Origin of the sequence: Variovorax palleresanus (assembly GCF_051144945.1) — a bacterium.
Classification (GTDB): Bacteria; Pseudomonadota; Gammaproteobacteria; order Burkholderiales; family Burkholderiaceae_C; genus Variovorax; species Variovorax paradoxus_S.
Map to the genome: position 1 here is coordinate 2,575,158 of NZ_JBJNVP010000002.1, position 16,720 is coordinate 2,591,877.

At 67.2% G+C, this 16,720-nt stretch carries 16 protein-coding genes; 4 read left to right on the forward strand and 12 right to left on the reverse strand.

The annotated features are described in order from the left end of the window. Positions 1-75: 75 nt before the first annotated feature. Positions 76-576 (forward strand): hypothetical protein, encoded by a 501-nt coding sequence (locus ACJ7Z0_RS16060; protein ID WP_434790608.1) that lies wholly within the window; start codon positions 76-78, stop codon positions 574-576. A 131-nt stretch (positions 577-707) separates the two neighbouring features. Next, complete coding sequence (locus ACJ7Z0_RS16065) at positions 708-1,955, forward strand: metallophosphoesterase (RefSeq protein ID WP_434790609.1); 1,248 nt, start codon at positions 708-710, stop codon at positions 1,953-1,955. 16 nt (positions 1,956-1,971) lie between these two features. Here ACJ7Z0_RS16065 and ACJ7Z0_RS16070 read toward each other — a convergent pair whose 3' ends face one another. The 4 genes from ACJ7Z0_RS16070 to ACJ7Z0_RS16085 form a co-directional block, all read right to left on the reverse strand. Then, positions 1,972-2,469 carry a polyhydroxyalkanoate granule-associated phasin gene (locus ACJ7Z0_RS16070; RefSeq protein ID WP_434790610.1) on the reverse strand — a complete coding sequence of 166 codons (498 nt, stop codon included), beginning with the start codon at positions 2,467-2,469 and terminating at the stop codon, positions 1,972-1,974. A 155-nt stretch (positions 2,470-2,624) separates the two neighbouring features. Beyond that, positions 2,625-3,605, reverse strand: coding sequence for a lysylphosphatidylglycerol synthase domain-containing protein (locus ACJ7Z0_RS16075; protein WP_434790611.1), 981 nt, complete (start codon positions 3,603-3,605; stop codon positions 2,625-2,627). Continuing rightward, complete coding sequence (gene clsB, locus ACJ7Z0_RS16080) at positions 3,602-4,879, reverse strand: cardiolipin synthase ClsB (protein WP_434790612.1); 1,278 nt, start codon at positions 4,877-4,879, stop codon at positions 3,602-3,604. Before clsB ends, ACJ7Z0_RS16075 begins: the two co-directional genes overlap by 4 nt. A gap of 85 nt (positions 4,880-4,964) precedes the next feature. Then, the gene (locus tag ACJ7Z0_RS16085) at positions 4,965-5,747 is read right to left on the reverse strand and encodes an endonuclease/exonuclease/phosphatase family protein (protein ID WP_434790613.1); all 783 of its coding nucleotides are present in this window, start codon (positions 5,745-5,747) and stop codon (positions 4,965-4,967) included. 219 nt (positions 5,748-5,966) lie between these two features. Between ACJ7Z0_RS16085 and ACJ7Z0_RS16090 the strand changes: the two genes are divergently transcribed. Further along, complete coding sequence (locus ACJ7Z0_RS16090; protein ID WP_431126188.1) at positions 5,967-6,395, forward strand: serine/threonine protein kinase; 429 nt, start codon at positions 5,967-5,969, stop codon at positions 6,393-6,395. Between the two features lie 100 nt (positions 6,396-6,495). Here ACJ7Z0_RS16090 and ACJ7Z0_RS16095 read toward each other — a convergent pair whose 3' ends face one another. From ACJ7Z0_RS16095 to ACJ7Z0_RS16130, 8 genes are all read right to left on the reverse strand, one after another. After that, complete coding sequence (locus ACJ7Z0_RS16095; RefSeq protein WP_434790614.1) at positions 6,496-7,086, reverse strand: Spy/CpxP family protein refolding chaperone; 591 nt, start codon at positions 7,084-7,086, stop codon at positions 6,496-6,498. Positions 7,087-7,234: 148 nt separating this feature from the next. Further along, on the reverse strand, positions 7,235-8,344 hold the full coding sequence (locus tag ACJ7Z0_RS16100; RefSeq protein ID WP_434790615.1) for a flavodoxin family protein: 1,110 nt from the start codon (positions 8,342-8,344) through the stop codon (positions 7,235-7,237). 69 nt (positions 8,345-8,413) lie between these two features. After that, positions 8,414-9,313 carry a pirin family protein gene (locus ACJ7Z0_RS16105; protein ID WP_434790616.1) on the reverse strand — a complete coding sequence of 300 codons (900 nt, stop codon included), beginning with the start codon at positions 9,311-9,313 and terminating at the stop codon, positions 8,414-8,416. A gap of 84 nt (positions 9,314-9,397) precedes the next feature. Next, positions 9,398-10,150 (reverse strand): GNAT family N-acetyltransferase, encoded by a 753-nt coding sequence (locus ACJ7Z0_RS16110; RefSeq protein WP_434790617.1) that lies wholly within the window; start codon positions 10,148-10,150, stop codon positions 9,398-9,400. After that, entirely contained in the window at positions 10,147-11,415 is a 1,269-nt protein-coding gene (locus ACJ7Z0_RS16115) for a biosynthetic peptidoglycan transglycosylase (RefSeq protein WP_434790618.1), read from the reverse strand. Before ACJ7Z0_RS16115 ends, ACJ7Z0_RS16110 begins: the two co-directional genes overlap by 4 nt. A gap of 7 nt (positions 11,416-11,422) precedes the next feature. Beyond that, positions 11,423-11,992: a hypothetical protein gene (locus tag ACJ7Z0_RS16120; protein ID WP_434790619.1), complete on the reverse strand. Its 570-nt coding sequence runs from the start codon at positions 11,990-11,992 to the stop codon at positions 11,423-11,425. Next, the gene (gene xrtQ, locus ACJ7Z0_RS16125) at positions 11,973-12,902 is read right to left on the reverse strand and encodes an exosortase Q (RefSeq protein ID WP_434790620.1); all 930 of its coding nucleotides are present in this window, start codon (positions 12,900-12,902) and stop codon (positions 11,973-11,975) included. The genes ACJ7Z0_RS16120 and xrtQ overlap by 20 nt, the downstream gene beginning before the upstream one ends. A 24-nt stretch (positions 12,903-12,926) precedes the next feature. Then, positions 12,927-15,002, reverse strand: coding sequence for a VIT and vWA domain-containing protein (locus ACJ7Z0_RS16130; protein WP_434792676.1), 2,076 nt, complete (start codon positions 15,000-15,002; stop codon positions 12,927-12,929). A gap of 206 nt (positions 15,003-15,208) precedes the next feature. Here ACJ7Z0_RS16130 and creD point away from each other — a divergent pair, with 206 nt between their 5' ends. Then, positions 15,209-16,693 carry a cell envelope integrity protein CreD gene (gene creD / locus ACJ7Z0_RS16135; protein ID WP_434790621.1) on the forward strand — a complete coding sequence of 495 codons (1,485 nt, stop codon included), beginning with the start codon at positions 15,209-15,211 and terminating at the stop codon, positions 16,691-16,693. Positions 16,694-16,720 lie beyond the last annotated feature (27 nt).

The window sequence follows — 16,720 nt, forward strand, 5'->3', positions numbered from 1 at the left end:
TTAAGCCGTGCGCCGCAGAGTGGCGCCGTGGTGTCTCGCCACGCAGGTACGCAAGAAAAGGAAAGGATCCAGACCATGACCACCCTTCGGATTTCATCGCCCAGCCGGCCCGCCGCAGCGGCCGCCACCATGCTGTGCGGCGCCGCTCTTCTTTTCTTGGCGGCGCTGACTTCAGCGCACGCCACGGTCAACCCGCCGATCCGCATGACGCACGGCATCGAATACATGAGCGGCGGCATCGGCAGCGACGAGGCCCAACTGATGGAAACGGTGGCGCCACGCTGGCCGGCCACGTTCGAGTTTGCGATCAAGGACCACAAGGGCGCCGATTTCGCGTCCGACGTCCGCGTGACCGTGCGCGACAGCCGCGGCACGGTGCTGCTCGACAACGTGGCGTCGGAGGGCCCGTTCATGGTGGCTCGCCTCGACCCCGGCACTTACGAAGTGGAGGCTCGCTTGCGCGGAAACACGCTCAAGCAAACGCTGCAGGTGGCACCAGGAACGCCCGCCCGGATGGCATTTCTGTGGCCAGCAGGCACCGACATGGCTTCGGCCGGCACGCGCACGGTGCAGTAACAAGCGAGCCTGGTTTCGGACGCCGGGCCCCGGACCTCCGGTTTTCGAGTTCACATCACCCGCGGTGCCTGCTATCCGGGGCCCCTGCGCTATAGAAAAAATAGCTACTCGGGCGCCGCAAGGCGCCTTGAATGCACGGCATGCGCCTTGCAGATGTCCCATCCCGGGCAACGCCCTTTCCCATTGCCCCAATGCCGATACGTCTCCTGAGCGTTCTCACCGCGCTCCTGCATGTCTACATGGCGCTGCGCCTGCTGCCCGCGCTGGCCACGCTCACGCCAGCCTGGCCGCTGGCGCTGGCCGCGCTCGCCATCTCGGCCGTCACGATCCCGCTACCCTTTGTCTCGCGCCGCATTGCGCCCAACGCCTCGCTGGGCGAAACGCTCAAGTGGGTCGGCCTGATCAGCATGGGCTGGTTCTCGTCGATGTTCGTCTTGACGCTGGCGCGCGAGGCCGGCTTGCTGCTTATCTGGCTGGCGAGCACGCTGGGCGGCCCGCAGGTGCGCTGGGACGCGTTGCTGCCGTGGAGCGCACTGGCGGTGCTGGCAATGGCCACGGGCACTACGCTGATCGGCTTCATCAATGCCCGCCGCACCGCCAGCGTGAAGCACGTCGACATTCCGATTCGCGGCCTGCCGACGGCGCTCGACGGCTTCACGATCGCGCAGCTCAGCGACATCCACGTCGGTCCGACGATCAGGAGCGCCTACATCCAGCGCATCGTCGATGCGGTGAACCGGCTCGGCGCCGACGCCATTGCGATCACGGGCGACTTGGTGGACGGCACGGTGGCCGAACTGCGCGAGCACATCGCCCCCTTGGCCGGCCTGACTGCGCGGCACGGTACTTTCGTGGTCACGGGCAATCATGAGTATTACGCCGGGGCCCATGCATGGATCGACGAACTGCGTCGGCTCGGCCTGAAGGTGCTGCTCAACGAGCACGTGGTGCTGCAAACGCGCAACGTGCGCGGCGCGCAGAACGACGAAGAGCTGTTCGAAAGCCAGCTGGTGCTGGCCGGCGTGACCGACTACACCGCGGGGCATTTCGATGCCGCGCATGAAAGCGACCCCCACCTGGCGCTGTTCGACGCGCCGCCGCTGGTGCACACGCGGGTGCTGCTTGCGCACCAGCCGCGCAGTGCGCCGTTGGCGGCCAAGGCCGGCTACCAGCTGCAGCTGTCGGGCCACACGCACGGCGGCCAGTTCTTTCCGTGGAACCTCTTCGTGCCGATGCAGCAGCCCTTCACGGCGGGCCTGCACCGGCTGCACGACATGTGGATCTACGTGAGCCGCGGCACCGGCTATTGGGGGCCGCCCAAGCGCTTTGGCGCGCCTTCCGAGATCACGCTGCTGACCCTGGTGCCTGCGCGCAATTAATTAGGCACGCGCCCGCTCAGTCGCGCAGCTCGGCCAGGCGCCGGGCGTTCGAAGTGGCGGCGGCATGGATCGGCTTCAGCCCCTGGCGCGCGATGCGGACCGCCGCACCCGACAGCTGGCTGGCCGTGCCCGCCGCGCGCGCGGCAGCCCTGACGAAAGCATCGCTGCGCACGGCCGCCTGCGCCGGCGTGACGCTGCCCGTCATCGAGAGGAAGGCGCCCGCGCTCTGAAACCATTGCTGCAGCGCGCGGTTCGCCAGGGCGACATGGCTGCTGTGCCACTGCTTGGCCATGGCCACCCCCGATTCGCCCGCCGCGGCGAGCTTTTCATTGCCCATGAGCTGGAACTCGGCAAGGTCTGCCGCGCTGGGCGTGAGTCCCGCCTTGGCAATGCGCTCGGTGCGCATCTGGATCACGGAGCCTGAAGACAACAGCATCTCGTGGGTCTTGAGGGCCACATCGACCCACAGCATCAGGGGGCTGGCCAGACGAACGGCGGAGGTAAGGGACGACATGAGGGCGGGTCTATGGAATGGACGAACACCACTATAGGCGCCGACGAAGGGGATTTGCTGCACTGCAACAAAATGCGCAGCCATTTTGTTGAACAAGTCGTGCCTTTTGACACGGAAACAGCCTTCCGCCCCGGCAGTGAACAGAACGGAAGTAATTATTTACTTCCTTCATTGACAACGGCCCGTGCGCGCCAGCGCTTGGCGCGCAGTTCCGCAACAAAGTAAGCCAGCGTGGCCACGCCCAACGGCAACAGGTAGTAGAGGCCCCGGTAGACCAGCAGTACGCCCAGCAGCCGGCCTTGGGGCACCTGGTCCGAAAGCAGCGCAATGAACACCGCTTCCAGCACGCCAAGCCCCGCCGGCACGTGGGTGATGACGCCCGCCACCGCGGCCACGAGCAGCACCGCAAGCACCGAGTGGTAAGCCAGCTCACCCTGCAGCAGCACCCAGATCACGCCGCCTATCAGCGACCAGTTCAGGCAGGACATGGCCAGCTGGAGCAGCGCCATGCGCAGCGACGGAACCTTGAACGAATGGCGGTGAATACGAAAGACGTGTCCGCTGGCGAAGGCGCACAGCACCAGGTACGCCGCGGCCACCAGCAGCAGCACGGCGCCGAGGATGCGCAGGCCCGCGTTATCGATCTTCCAGTCGGCCGGCAGCACCAGCGGCCAGACGCAGAAGACCGCGCCAGCCACCACCAGGTAACCGAGCCAGTTGGTCAGCATGCTGAAACCCAGCACGCGGGTGATGGTGCCGTTGGAGAGTTCCAGCCGCGAGTAGAGCCGGTAGCGAAACGCCACGCCGCCAACCAGCGAACCCAGGTTGAGGTTGAAGGCGTAGCTGATGAAGGTCACCCCCATCACGATGCCGGCACTCAGCGGGTGCCGCGTGAGATGCCGGCCCAGGAGGTCATAGGTGCTGTAGAGCGCAAAACTGCTGGCGGCCAGCGCGCCCGCCAGCAGCAGCGTGGCCCCGGGAAGCGCGCGCACGGCGTCGAACACCTCTTGCCAGTCGATGGCGCGCGCCTGGTTCACGAGCAGCCAGGCGATCAGGCCGAAAAAAGCCCAGGCCGCGATCCGGCGCGCCCAGGGCCACCAGGGCCGGTGCGCAAGCCGTGCAATATGGGTGCTCATGCCACTTCCGTCGGCGTCACGGCGTCGTCGCCGTTTTTCTTGTCCGTCTCGCGTCGTTCGCGCCTTTCGGCCAGGACAATGGCCTCGGCGGGCGTCAGGCGCGGCACCTGGCGCGGCAGCCAGCCGAGCCAGGAGGGATACCAGCGCAAGAAGTGAAAGATGAAGAAGCTGCGCACCAGCCGCCAGCCGCTCCATTCGTTCTCGAGGTCGGCGGGGCCGATCTGCTTGCAGCTCTTGCACATGAGCGTGTCCATGCGCTCCCACAGCAGCTGGTTGAAAGCCTTGTCGCGTGCGATCACGTTGGCTTCGAGGTTGAGCGACAGGCTCAGCGGATCGAGATTGCTCGAGCCCACTGTGGTCCAACGGTCGTCCATCAGCGCGATCTTCGCGTGCAGCGGGCGTTCGCAGTACTCATAGATGCGCACGCCTGAATGCATCAGGTGGTGGTAGAGCATGCTCGCGGCCGTCTTGACGATCGGCATGTCGGGCTCGCCCTGCAGAATGAGCCGCACGTCCACGCCGCGCCGCGCCGCGCGGCGCAGTTCCTTGATGAGCCGGTAGCCCGGAAAGAAATACGCATTGGCAATCACGATGCGCTGGCGCGCGGCGCGGATCGCGATCAGGTACTGGCGCTCGATGTCGCCGGTGTGGCGCCGGTTGTCGCGCGTGACGAACATCGCCTCCACTTGGCCAACCGCTTCCCGGTCGGCCGGCGGGGCTTGCTTGAGGCGGCGCCGGAACCAGCGCGGCCCCTTGTCGCCGAGCGCGATGGCACGCAGCACGAACTGATGGATCTGCGCCACGATGGGCCCACGGAGTTCCACCGCGTAGTCCTGCTTGGCCTTGGGCCCGAAGTCGAGCAGATGGTCGGCCGAATAGTTGATGCCCCCGACGAATGCAAGCTCGCCGTCCACCACCACGATCTTGCGGTGCATGCGCCGGAACACGTTGAGTCGCTGGCCGAGGATGCGCTTGCCGTGATCGAACACCCGCGTCCTCACGCCCACCGAACTCAGCCCTTCGATGAATTCGCGCGAAAGATCGGGCGAGCCGAATCCGTCGACCAGCATGTCGATCTTGACGCCGCGCTGGGCCGCGGCACGCATGGCGGCGTGCAGCGCCAGGCCCACCTTGTCCTCGAACAGGATGAAGGTCTCGATGATGACTTCGCGCTTTGCCTCGCGGATGGCGTCGAACACGCGCGCAAAGTACTCCTCGCCGTTTTCGAGCAGCGCAATGCAATTGCCACCGATCCAGCGGTCGCCGTTATCCATGGCAGCCACCTTCAGTGCCCGCCGGGGCGGGCGATGGAAGTCGCGGCGCGAAATGAACTGCGCGGAGCATGGGCGTAGTCCATCTTCAAAGGTCGATGTTCGCCACCAGCGGCGCATGGTCCGACAGGTGCGACCAGGGCTTGCGCGGCAGCACCACCGGTTCATGCACGCCCGCATTCCGAACGTAGATGCGGTCCAGCGGCAGCAGCGGAAAGCGCGACGGAAAAGTCTTGGCGGCCGCGCCGTTCGCATGCAGGAACACCTCGCGCAGCGCGGCGCCTTCTTCGAGCACCCGGTGCGCGCGGCCGCGCCAGTCGTTGAAGTCGCCCGCCACGATCAGCGGCGCGTCGGCCGGCACCTCGTCGCGCACGATGTGGCAGAGCAGCTCCAGCTGCTGCTGTCGATGCGTCTCGGCCAGGCCCAGATGGGCACAGATCGCATGCACGTCGACCGTGCGGCCCGGCAGGCGCAACACGCAATGAAGCAAGCCGCGCTTTTCGGGGCCGGCCACCGACACGTCGTGGTTGCGGTAATGCACGATCGGAAACTTCGACAACAGCGCGTTGCCGTGATGCCCCCTCGGATACACCGCGTTGCGCCCGTAGGCGAACTGCGGCCACATGGTGTCGGCCAGGAATTCGTAGTGCGGCGCCTCCGGCCAGTTGTTGACCTTGCGCGAGTGGCGCGAATGAGTGCCGAGCACCTCCTGCAGAAAGACCACGTCGGCCCCCACGGTGCGCACCGCGTCCCGAAGCTCCGGAAGAATGAACTTGCGGTTGAGCGCGGTGAACCCCTTGTGGGTGTTCACCGTCATGACCTTGAGCGAGGTCGGCGCCGCTGCGGGGAGGGGAATCGGGGAAGAAGACATCGATGCTGTGGTTGTACGTTGCCGCGCCGCCGGCGCCTGTAGGAACGCGCCACCTTCTTCTCCACCTTTCGCAACAGGGCGGCCGGCTCCTACAGGCAGGCCTGCCGCACCCCGACATGGCCGGCATCCCGGGCCTCCTACGGTGGGATTTCAGGCCGAAGAAAACGGCCCGTCCGTCAATCGTTCACCGATCTCTCGAGACAAGCAAAGGAAACCACCATGAAGCAAGGAATCTTTCACGCCACGCTGCTGGCCGGCCTGATGGCCACGGCCGGCGCCGCCATGGCGCAAGCCACCTCGATACCCGCCCAGCCCGACCCGTCCGTGGGCGGCCAGGCCAGCACGCAGACACCCTCCGGCGTGCCTAACCCGCCGCAGCGTCCGGACACCAGCATGCCGGCTTCGCGCGAAGCCGTGAAGGCCGAAGCGCGCGCCCACAACCGCAACAACATCAACAACCCGGTGCCGAAGGGCGAGGCCAGCACCACCGTGAACGCCCAACCCAACGCCATGCCGCAACCCACGGGCGAGATGTCGCGTGCCGAAGTGAGCCAGCAGGCCCGCAAGACCAAGCCCCGGTTCGGCCAGCCGGGCGAACGGCCGGACGTGCCGACGAATCCGACGGAAAGGACCGGCACACCTCAATAAACCCGCGTACTAACCCACGTACGTAGAAAACGTAAAAAGCCCGCGATGCACGAGGCATCGCGGGCTTTTTATCGTTTGCGCCGTTCAGCGCGCCGTTCGCTCAGCTCTTGGTGGGCGCTGCCGAATGGTGGCCGTCGGGACCACCGTGGCCATGGTGGCCATGGTGGCCGCGATGCCCGTGCATGCCCACATGCACCGTTTCCGCGTCGAAGGTCTTCTTCTGCTCGGGCGTCAGCGCCGCATAGAAGGTCTTGGTGGCTTCAGCGCGCTTGGCGAACCTTGCGCTGCGTTCGGCCTGGCGGGCCTGCATGCGCTCCAGGCGCTCGGGCGTGGTCAGCTTGGCAAATTCCGCGCGGTCCATGCGCGGGGGGCGGGCGCCGGCCGGCGGCTGGCTGGCCGATGCGAAAGTGCTCCACGCGCTTTCCTGTGCGGCAGTCAGCTTGAGCTTTTCCTTCAGTGCGGCAAGGCGCTTGGCGCGATGTTCCTGCATGCGCTGCATGCGCTCGGCCGGGTCCATGCGCTTGTTGTGCTGCGCCTTGTTTCCGGCGGCACCATCGGCCTGGGCGACGGCCGCGGGCGGGGTCGAAGAGGTGCTGGGTGCGGCCGGTGCCTGGGCGAAGGCGCCCGAAGAGGCGAGGGCGGCCGATCCGAGAAGGCTGGCCCAGACGATGCGTTGGCGAAGAGAGATCATGAAAAGTGCTTCCTTTCGAAGAAGCCCGCTGCCAAGGGGCAGCAGGTGAAGCGAAGTGTGGAAGACCTCTGTATCGCCCAGGTGAGCCGACAGTGAGCGTGCGTAAAGAATCATGAACAGCCAGGGCTCGCGCCGCCCGCGGCGTGGCTTATTTCGGCCTTGGAGGCTTCAGCCCGCGATCGGGTGCCTGCAGCTTGCCCGCCCGCAGCTCGCCGACTGCCAGTGCCACTGCCCGGGCCGCGTTGCGCACTTCTTCCTGCACGTCTTCGTCGGCGTCGAGGCTGTCGTGGCTGCTTGCATAGGGCTCGTAGTAGCCGATGTAGCGGTCGAGCCGGGCCTGCGTGCCCGCATCGATCAGGCCCATCCAGTCGAGCCAGTCCGACAGATTGCGGCGCAGGCTCTCGACGCCGGCCACGTCGCCGTGCACCACCACGCCGTAAACCCGGCCGCTCAGGTGCTTGGGGTAGCCCCAGCCTTCGAGCTCGAGGGCCTTGGCTTCGTCAGGCTTCTTGCCGTGGGTGCTGGTGGGGTCGGGGTTGCCGCCATCGGCGCACACCAGCCGGTCGGCCATGAGCTTGAGCGGGCTCGCGGACTGGTACCAGTGGGTGGGCGTGAACAGCATCACGCCGTGCGCGGCAACCCAGCGCTCGTAGATCTCGTTCATCCAGTCGCCGGTCTGGCGCAACGAATGATTGGGATAGCAACTGCAGGGCCAGTGGCACAGCGGCATGGCGGTGGAAACGCAACCCTTGCAGGGATGGATTTGCCGGCCGTATTCGGAGGTGAGCAGGCTCAGGTCGAGCACGTCGACGTCGATGCCGCAGCCGTCGAGCACCTCGCGCGCAAGCTGCACCAAGCGCCAGGTCTTGGAAATTTCGCCGGGACAGGTGCCGTCGTTGCGCGGCGAGCCATTGACCAGCAGCACGCGCGACCGCGTCTGCGGGTTGCCCCAGGCGGCCTCTGCCGCGTCGATGCGGGCCTTGGCCTCGAGCCAGTCAACTGAAAGTTCGTACTCGGGATCGGCATAGCCGGGGCCGGCCTTGCGCGTGACCGGCGCCTTGCGCCCTTCCTGGTAAGCCTCCCAGGCAATGAGCTCGATGCGCTGCAACGACTCTTTCTCGGCCTCGAAGGCCGGGTCCTGGAACGACTGCATGAAGCGCTCGTGGAACCGGTCGCGCTGCAACGTTTCGGGCGCCTGTCCTTTGCGGACCCGGGGCGCTTTGGAGGTGCTGGACGTGCTGGACGTGCGAAAAGGCATGGCGCCAATCTATGCGCCGCATTGCCGCCCGTGACCTGCGCGCGGCGCCGATTTTCGGTAGGCCTGCGACTACATGCCGAACTTGCCGTTCTGGAAATCGTGCACCGCCTGCTTCACTTCTTCCTGCGTGTTCATCACGAAGGGGCCGTACTGCGCAATCGGTTCGCGCAGCGGCCTGCCGGCAATCAACAGCGCACGTGCCGGGCTGTGGTTGGTGGCGCCTGCGCGCAGCACCACGCCGTCGCTGCCGGGCTCGTTCGCAAGAATGGCCATGCGGCGCGTCGGCACCTCGCTGCCCGAGATCCACACCGATTCGCGGAACACGTACACCAGCGCGTTGTGATCGTCCGGCAGGGGCTGCGCAAACTCGGCGCCCGGCGGCAGGGCGATGTCGAGATACAGCGGCTCCGAGTCCTCGCGCCGCACCGCGCCCTCGATGCCGTGGCTGGCGCCGGCGATCACGCGCACCTGCACGCCCGCGGCGGTGGTGTATTCCGGAATTTCCTCGCTCTGGATGTCGCGATACCAGGGCTCGCGCATCTTGTCCTTCGCGGGGAGGTTGAGCCAGAGCTGAAAGCCTTCCATGAGGCCGTCTTCCTGTTCCGGCAGTTCGCTGTGGATGAGCCCGCGGCCGGCCGTCATCCACTGCACGCCGCCGTTTTGCAGCAAGCCCTCGTGGCCCGCGCTGTCGCGGTGGCGCATGCGGCCCGCGATCATGTAGGTCACGGTTTCGAAGCCCCGGTGCGGATGGTTGGGAAAGCCGCCGATGTAGTCGCCCGCGTTGTCGCTGCCGAAGGCATCGAGCATCAGGTAGGGGTCGAGCCTTTTCTGCAGCGGCTGCTGCAGCACACGGGTGAGTTTGACGCCGTCGCCATCGCTGGTGGATACACCGGCCACGATGTGGTCGATGCCGCGCGGCGTGGCGACGGGATCGGTGGGGTGGTTGGCATGATGATTTGCGTTCGTCATGCAGCCATGGTGGCACTAACGCCGCAACCGCACCACCGGTGGGGGTGTGGCTTTCAGGGGTGTGTGGCTTTCAGGTGGGCGCCGTCACCGCGGCCACTGCTGCCGCTGCCAGTAGCGGTACTGCCACTGGGTGGAAAAACCGGCCCGCCGGTAGAGCGCATGGGCCGCGAGGTTGTGCGCATCGACCTGCAGGAAGACGCGCTCGAAGCCGCGCTCGAGCGCGGCCTGCGCCATGCCCGCGAGCACTCGCCCCGCCAGGCCCCTGCCACGCTGCGACTGCTCGGTGCGCATGCCGTGCACGCTGGCCCATCCATGGCTGAAGGCCATGGCGCCCGCGGCCACGGTGCGCCGGCCTTCGCGCACGCTGGCATAGAGCGACCCCTTGGCACGCGACAGGGCCCGCACGCGATGCGCGCCATCCACCGGATCGAAGCCCTCGCCGAGAAACAGCGTCGCCCAGGCCTCGTCGGGCGCAAGGTCGACCTCGGCCAGCGCGGCGTCGGCCGCTGCCACCTCGCGCATGCGCTGCGCGGAGCCGATCTGTACGCAGGTCGGCGAATCGCCGACGTAGTGCCGCTGCTCCAGCTCGGTTTGCAGCGCAGCAAAGCAAGGAAGGTCGGCAAGCCGGAAGGCGGGCACGAACTGCCGGCTGTCGTAGCGGTCTTCGATGCGGTCGATCGTGTGGTCGCTGACCTCGCCGCGGTGCAACGGCACCGCCGACCTGGCGCGCTTGACGGTGCCGTCGTCGAAGGGCAGCAGCCAGCCGTCGAGTTCTTCGACGGCAAGGGGAGACACGGCGGCGACCGTGGCGCGCTCGATGGCCTCGACATCGTTCATGGCGCCGCCTCGGGCGCCGTGAACCGGGCCGCCGCCACGCTCTTGAGCAAGGCCTCGCGCTGGTTGCGGCTGATGCCGCGCACGCTCTCGGCCACCCACTTGGTTCGGTCGGGATCGATGCGGCCGTCGTGCCGCCATTGCTCGAGCACCGCCTGTGGCTTGTGCAGCATGGCCGCGAGCCATACGGCCTGCGCGGGTTCCAGGTTGCGCGCCGGGCGCTTGAAATATCGCCGCGCGGCGGCTTCGGCACCGCACAGGCTGCCGCCCCAGGGCGCGTTGTCGAGGTAAAGCTGCAGGATGCGCGCCTTGCCGAGCGTCTGTTCCATTTCGACCGCGTAGAGCAGCTCGCGCAGCTTGCGCTCGGCGGTTCGGTCGCTGCCGGTCACCAGCATCTTGGCGAGCTGCTGGGTCAGCGTGCTGGCGCCGCGCTTCTGCTGGCCGTCCTTCTGGTTGTTGTCGATCGACGCGACGATTTCGGTCAGGTCGTAGCCGGCGTGGGTGAAGAAGCGCTGATCCTCGGCCGCGATGACCGCCCGCGTCAGCCAGCTGTCGTTGGCCAGCTTCGACGGCGCGCCGCAGCTGGTGCGCGCGCCGAGCATGGCTTCGGTGCCCAGCCCTTCGACGGTGAACTGGCTGACGGTGGGAATCACGACGAACGTGGCTTCGGGCAGCGCCACCTGGCCGCGCAACGCCAGCGTGCCGCCGATGCGGGCGCGCTGCAGTTCGGGCAGGTTGGGCGCGAGCACCGCATACCAGCGGGCGATGGGCGCGTCCTTGATGTCGGCGCTGAGGTGCATGCCCTTGGGCGAAAGGCGCCCTTCCCATTGGCCCTGGATCACGGCGGCGGCATCGGCAGTGCGGGGCGTGGCCGCGAGGGTACCGGACAGCGTGTTGCCGTCGCGCCTGACGGTGGCGATCAGGCCTTCGACCTGGATCGGCTGCGTGCCGAGCGCCGGGACATCCACGCTGCAGGGTGCGCAGCGCATCTCGAGCAGGCCCTCCGCGTCCTTCCAGGCGAAATGGATCGTGCCGAAACGCGTGTCCAGAGCGTGGCCATGAAGCCGCGGCGCAAGCCACGACGAAGTGGCCAGGCGCACCGCCGTGGGCACGCCGACTTGAAAGCTCAGCGGGCCGGCCTTGACGGTGGTGCTCCACTCGCCCGCCGCGGGTGCAAGCGCGAACCTGGCTATCAGAAAGATGGCCAGGCCGGCTGTCACCACCACGGCCGACAGCGCATAGATCACGAATCTCAGGGTCTTGTTCACACAACTCTCACAAGGGTCTCGCCACCGTGACGGCTTGCCACGGACCGCGCGACTGCCCGCTGGCTGCCGCCCAGTACCAAGCTGAAGTGTCGGTGAAAGCGGCGCCTTCGGCATCGACGATGCGCTCGCAAACGCGGAACTTTTTCACACCGTGCCGTTGCGCAACAAAGCAGCGCCACAGACGTGCCTGCGCGTCGCGTTCCAGGCGCGCCTGCTCGATGCGAAAACCCAGCGCGCGGTAGCAGTCGGCCGCCGGATGCAGCATGCGCGTGGGTGCGTCCACCGCGCGCATCACGATCGTCTGCGTGCCGTCGGTCATGCGGCCGATGGCACCCGGAAAACGGTCGGCAAAGCGCTGCTCGACCTCGCTCAGCGCCATCGGGCGCAGCGGCGCGCCATCCCATTCGCGCGGCCATTCGTGCGACGCCACGGCCGCCACCGGCCCCGGCGGCGAACGCAGGGCCGCAGCGGTCGACCACAGCAGACACAGCAGCATCGCGAGCGCGAACGCCGCCTTGTGGCCGATGCGATTGATGAAGTGGTTAGCGAAAAAGTTTTCAAAGAACCGTGTCGACATGGCGGCCTCCTTGCGCGGTGATCAGGCCCGGAATGGGCTGGTCGGCAAATCCGGGCGCCGTGCGCGCCGGCACCATCAGGCGGGCGATGCCGCCGCACACCACAGCCAGCACCAGCAGGCCGAGCAGGTTGTGCGCCCAGGGCGCCAGCGGATGGCCCGCGCCTTCGAATGCAATCAGCACGCTGTTGCGCAGGATGTTGCCTGCCAGCACCAGCAGCCCGACCATCGGCAGCCGGCGCAGAAAGCCGCCGTCGCTGCGGCGCGCCCAGAGCGCCACCGCGCACGCAGTGAAGTAGCCGAGCCACACCATCTGCACGCCCGAGCACGGCGCATCGACGATGACCAGCCGGCCATCGACCAGCAGGCTGCTTCCCTCGCGCGCCACGCTGAAGCCCGGCGCCAGCAGCCAGCGGCTCGCCTCGGCCGTGACCACGCGCAGCGGATAGCCCGCATAGAACTGCAGCGACGACAACAGCGGCAAGGCCAGCACCGCAAGCCCCACGACCGGCAACGCGGCCACGCGCCGCGGCAGGAAGGCGAGCAAGCCGCACGCCAGCGCCAGCACCGCCACCAGGCCCGCCGCGAGCGGGGGCAGGGCGGGCAGCGCCCCAAGCCCCGTGCGCAGCAGCGTGGCCAGCAAGGTGCCGGCCCCCGCCAGGGCCAGCCAGCCCAGCCGCGGCGCGGCGCGCAATTCGCGCCGCCATTGCCACGCCAGCGCGGCCAACGCAGCCAGCGCCAGGAGGCCCAGCGGGTCGTCGGAGCCGTCGCGCATGCGCCGGACCATCCAGGCCCAGGTCGGTGCCAGTGCGGCGAATTGCAGCGCAAGCCAGCCGGCGGCCGGTGCGCGGTCGATGCGGATGCCCCAATCCACGATGCGCGGATGGCGATGGGCAAGTACGGCCAGTGACATTTGTTTTTCCTTTTTCTTTTGCGTTCAGGCCGTGAAGCGGCGCGGGTCGTTGCGCCGCGCGCGGCGGCGCAGCATGGCGAGCATCGACAGCACCACGGCAATGGCGCCCAGCGTTTCGGGCTCCGGCGTGCTCGGCACCTCGGCGCCGAGTGCGAGTTCGCTCACGCCCTGCGGCAAGGGCAGCGGCTGGTTCACGTCCACGCTGTTCTGCGGCGCGAGGTTGCGCACCACCTTGTCCACGGCGATGAAGCTGGTGTACTGCGTCAGCAGGCTGTACTTCAGGCCGAGTTCGGTGATGCGCTCCTTGAAAGCGCCGCCGCCCTCGAGCGTCTCCTGGTCGCGGAGGCTCTCGATGCGGTGGCGTGCCCACAGCGTGCGCAGCGCGGCGGTGTCCTGGCGCATCTGCGGGTCGATGCGCAGCTCCTGGCGATACGGGCCGTTGGCGCCGTGGCCTTCGACGATCACGCGGCCCCTGGCCTTTCCTTCGGCATCCGCGCGCCACTTGCCGAACACGATCACCGGGCGTTCGCCGAGCACGTCGGGCAGGGCTTGCGGCTCCACGTCGTATACGTCGAGGCCGCCGAAAGTGACCTTCACGTTGGTGAGCACCGGCGACTCCACCATGCGGCGGAAACGCGCGGCCTGCTCGGGCGCCTGGATCGGGTCGGTGATGATGAAGGGCTCGCCCATGCCGGCGCGCGCAATGCCTTCCATCAGGCTGCGGTTCACCGACGAGCCGATGCCGAAGGCGAACACGTTGGCCTTCGACAGGTTCTTGCGCACCAGCTCGAAAGCCTCGCGCTCCACGCTCACGTAGCCGTCCGTCACCAGCACCACGGTGCGCGACACGTTCTCTTCCTTCGGCTCGGCATAGACGCGCTTGAGCGCGGGGATCAGCTCGGTGCTGCCGCTGCCGCCGTAGTTCTGGATGGTGGCGAGCGCCTGCTCGATGTTGGCGCGCGTGGCCGGCACCGATTGGGGCGAGAGCATCTTGTTGCTGCCCGAGAACAGCAGCACGTTGAAGGTGTCGCTCGGACGCAGCCCGCCGATCAGGCGTTCGAGCACGGTCTTCGCGGTGTCGAGCGGAAAGCCGTGCATCGATCCCGAGATGTCGACCACGAAGATGTAGTCGCGCGGCGAAATGGCGTTGGCGGCCACGGCCTTGGGCGGCTCGACCATCGCGAGAAAGAAGTTCTCCGTGCTCCCATCGGTGTTCTGGCCCTTGTAGAGCATCAGGCCCGATTCGATCTTTTCGCCAGCAAGGCGATAGTCGAGCACGAAGTCGCGGTTGTCCGCGGGGCGGCCGTCAGCCGCGAGCACCACGTCGGCATGCCGGTCTTCATCGCTCTTCTTCACGTCGATGGCGTGGGTGTTCGAGCGAACCTCCTTCAGGCCCATGGGCGTGTCGATGCTGGCCTTGAGCCTGAAGCTGGTGCCGGGCGCCACGCCCGCGCGCAGCGTGGGCTGGGCCACCCACTTGGCCTGGGCGTTTTCCGACTGCGGGCTGTTGTAGCGCGGGCCCACCACGGTGGGAAACACGAACGCGTAGTTGCCCGATTGCGGCACCAGGAGCTCGGTGTAGCGCAGTTCCACCCTCACGTCGTCGCCCGGCAGGATGTTGGCGACGTTCATCTGGAACACGTTGGGCAGGTGCTGCTCGAGCAGCGCGGCGGTCTTGCCTTCCTTCTTCGCGGTGTCGTATTCGATCTGCGCCTGCTGCTTCTCGCGGATCTGCGCGGTGATCAGGCGGTCGGCCAGGCGCACGTTGAGACCGCTGACCGCGGCCTTGGTCGAGCCCGGAAAAACATACTTCGCTTCGATCGCGCGCTGGCCCTCGTTGCGGTAGGTCTGCGTGACCGTCACGTCGGCAATGACGCCCGAGATCTTCACCGCCACCTCGGTTCCCTTGAGCGGCAAGCGGTCGACCGAGGGGTCGTCGCTCTTCACGAAGAAGTAAGGGCTCTCGGTCTTCAGCCGCGGGCCGGGTGCTTCCTGTGCATGCACGGGGTTGAGGCTGAGCGCGACGAAGCCCGCGGTGGCCAGGCTCACGGTGGCGAGCCAGAGCCAGCGGCCGGGACGGGAGGTGGTGTGGGCATCCATGGCGGTGGTGTCGGTGTCCGTGCGAACTTGCACAGCCGCAACTGTCACCGCCGCGCGAGAAGGAAATTGGAAGGCTGCTTGAAGTCCGCCTGCCGGACGCAGCCTTGTGTGAAGCCTGTGTGAAGTCCGCCGCCGGCCACGCTTCACACGGCCTTCGGATCGCACGGCGAGCATCACGGCTTCGCTATCGAAGAGGAGAAAAAAACATGTTTCAGTTGTTCAAGGCCTTGCAGGGTTCGATGCTGGTCAAGGTCGCCGGCCTGCTCATGCTCACGCTCCTGCTGTGCATTCCATTGGCCGAGATCAACTCGATCAACCGCGAGCGCGGCCACAGCCAGCGCGAGGCGGCCGAGGAGCTTGCCGCCACCTACGCGAGCGGGCAGACCATGGTGGGCCCGCTGCTGCTGGTGCCCTATGTGGAACGCTGGATGGAGCCGCTGCGCAATGCGCAAGGCAAGGTGATCGGCCAGGAGGCGCGCAGCAAGGAAATGGCCCACGCGGTGTTTCCCGACAAGCTGCACATCGAAGGTTCGATGGCGCCGCACGAGCGCTATCGCGGCATCTTCAGGATTCCGTTCTACACGCTCAACGCCACGCTCGGCGGCGGTTTTGCGGCCTTCGACCCCAAGTCCGTGGCGCACAGCGAAGCCGATTCCCGCATCGAGTTCAAGGCACCTTTCGTCGTCTTCTACGTGAGCGATCTGCGCGGGCTCGACGGTTCGCCTTCCATCGCGATGAACGGCGAGGGCCTGCGTTTCAAGCAGCGCGTGCCCGGCCTGGCGGACAGCAGCTGGCTGGCCGATGGGGTCCACGCACCGCTCACCGGCGCCGCGCTCGCCGCATGGGAATCCAAGGCGCCGCTGCCCTTCGAGATGAAGCTCGGCCTTGTCGGACAAGACACGCTCTCGATGGTGCCGATTGCCGAAGAGACCACCGCCCACCTGAGCTCGCCGTGGGCGCATCCGAGTTTCGGCGGCCGCTTTCTCGCCGCGAAGCGCGAAGTGACCCCGCAGGGTTTCGATGCGCACTGGCGCGTGTCGTCGCTGGTGACCTCGGCGCGCGAGCAAGTGCGCGCCGGACTGTCGGACCGCGATGATCGCAGCGCTGCTGCCGCCGCCACGGCCGCCGCAGCAACCGTCGGCCATGCGCCACGCAACCTCGGCCCGCTGCAGACCTTCGACGTGTCGCTCGCCCAACCGATCAACGTGTATTCGATGAGCACGCGCGCCGGCAAGTACGGCGCGCTCTTCATCGGCCTGGTGATCATGGCGGCCTTCATGTTCGAGCTGTTCCGCAGGCAGCGCATGCATCCGGTGCAATACGGGCTGGTCGGACTTTCGATCGCGCTGTTCTTCCTGCTGCTGCTGGCCCTGTCCGAGAAGCTGGCTTTCTGGCTGGCCTATGCCAGCGCGGCCGCAGCGAGCGTGCTGCTGCTGGGTATCTACTTCAGCGCTGTTTTGCAAAGCTGGAAACGCGGCGCCGGTTTTGGGGCCTATGTCGCGGTACTCTATGGCGCGCTCTACGGCCTGCTGGCATCGGAAAGCAACGCGCTCCTGCTTGGCGCCCTGCTGACATTCGGCATGCTGACGGTTCTGATGCTCGCCACGCGCAAGGTCGACTGGTATGCGCTGTCGGGCGGGAACCCCCGAACGCCCGAGCCGGTCTTACCCGAGTCGGCCGCTTCCGTGTAACGGACGCTACCGACTGTTTTCTTACTT

Bases quoted from the DNA above. Each gene is read 5' to 3' on its own strand.
- ACJ7Z0_RS16060 (WP_434790608.1), top strand. From the start codon at position 76: ATGACCACCCTTCGGATTTCATCGCCCAGCCGGCCCGCCGCAGCGGCC.
- ACJ7Z0_RS16065 (WP_434790609.1), top strand. From the start codon at position 708: ATGCACGGCATGCGCCTTGCAGATGTCCCATCCCGGGCAACGCCCTTT.
- ACJ7Z0_RS16070 (WP_434790610.1), bottom strand. From the start codon at position 2,469: ATGTCGTCCCTTACCTCCGCCGTTCGTCTGGCCAGCCCCCTGATGCTG.
- ACJ7Z0_RS16075 (WP_434790611.1), bottom strand. From the start codon at position 3,605: ATGAGCACCCATATTGCACGGCTTGCGCACCGGCCCTGGTGGCCCTGG.
- clsB (WP_434790612.1), bottom strand. From the start codon at position 4,879: ATGGATAACGGCGACCGCTGGATCGGTGGCAATTGCATTGCGCTGCTC.
- ACJ7Z0_RS16085 (WP_434790613.1), bottom strand. From the start codon at position 5,747: ATGTCTTCTTCCCCGATTCCCCTCCCCGCAGCGGCGCCGACCTCGCTC.
- ACJ7Z0_RS16090 (WP_431126188.1), top strand. From the start codon at position 5,967: ATGAAGCAAGGAATCTTTCACGCCACGCTGCTGGCCGGCCTGATGGCC.
- ACJ7Z0_RS16095 (WP_434790614.1), bottom strand. From the start codon at position 7,086: ATGATCTCTCTTCGCCAACGCATCGTCTGGGCCAGCCTTCTCGGATCG.
- ACJ7Z0_RS16100 (WP_434790615.1), bottom strand. From the start codon at position 8,344: ATGCCTTTTCGCACGTCCAGCACGTCCAGCACCTCCAAAGCGCCCCGG.
- ACJ7Z0_RS16105 (WP_434790616.1), bottom strand. From the start codon at position 9,313: ATGACGAACGCAAATCATCATGCCAACCACCCCACCGATCCCGTCGCC.
- ACJ7Z0_RS16110 (WP_434790617.1), bottom strand. From the start codon at position 10,150: ATGAACGATGTCGAGGCCATCGAGCGCGCCACGGTCGCCGCCGTGTCT.
- ACJ7Z0_RS16120 (WP_434790619.1), bottom strand. From the start codon at position 11,992: ATGTCGACACGGTTCTTTGAAAACTTTTTCGCTAACCACTTCATCAAT.
- xrtQ (WP_434790620.1), bottom strand. From the start codon at position 12,902: ATGTCACTGGCCGTACTTGCCCATCGCCATCCGCGCATCGTGGATTGG.
- ACJ7Z0_RS16130 (WP_434792676.1), bottom strand. From the start codon at position 15,002: ATGGATGCCCACACCACCTCCCGTCCCGGCCGCTGGCTCTGGCTCGCC.
- creD (WP_434790621.1), top strand. From the start codon at position 15,209: ATGTTTCAGTTGTTCAAGGCCTTGCAGGGTTCGATGCTGGTCAAGGTC.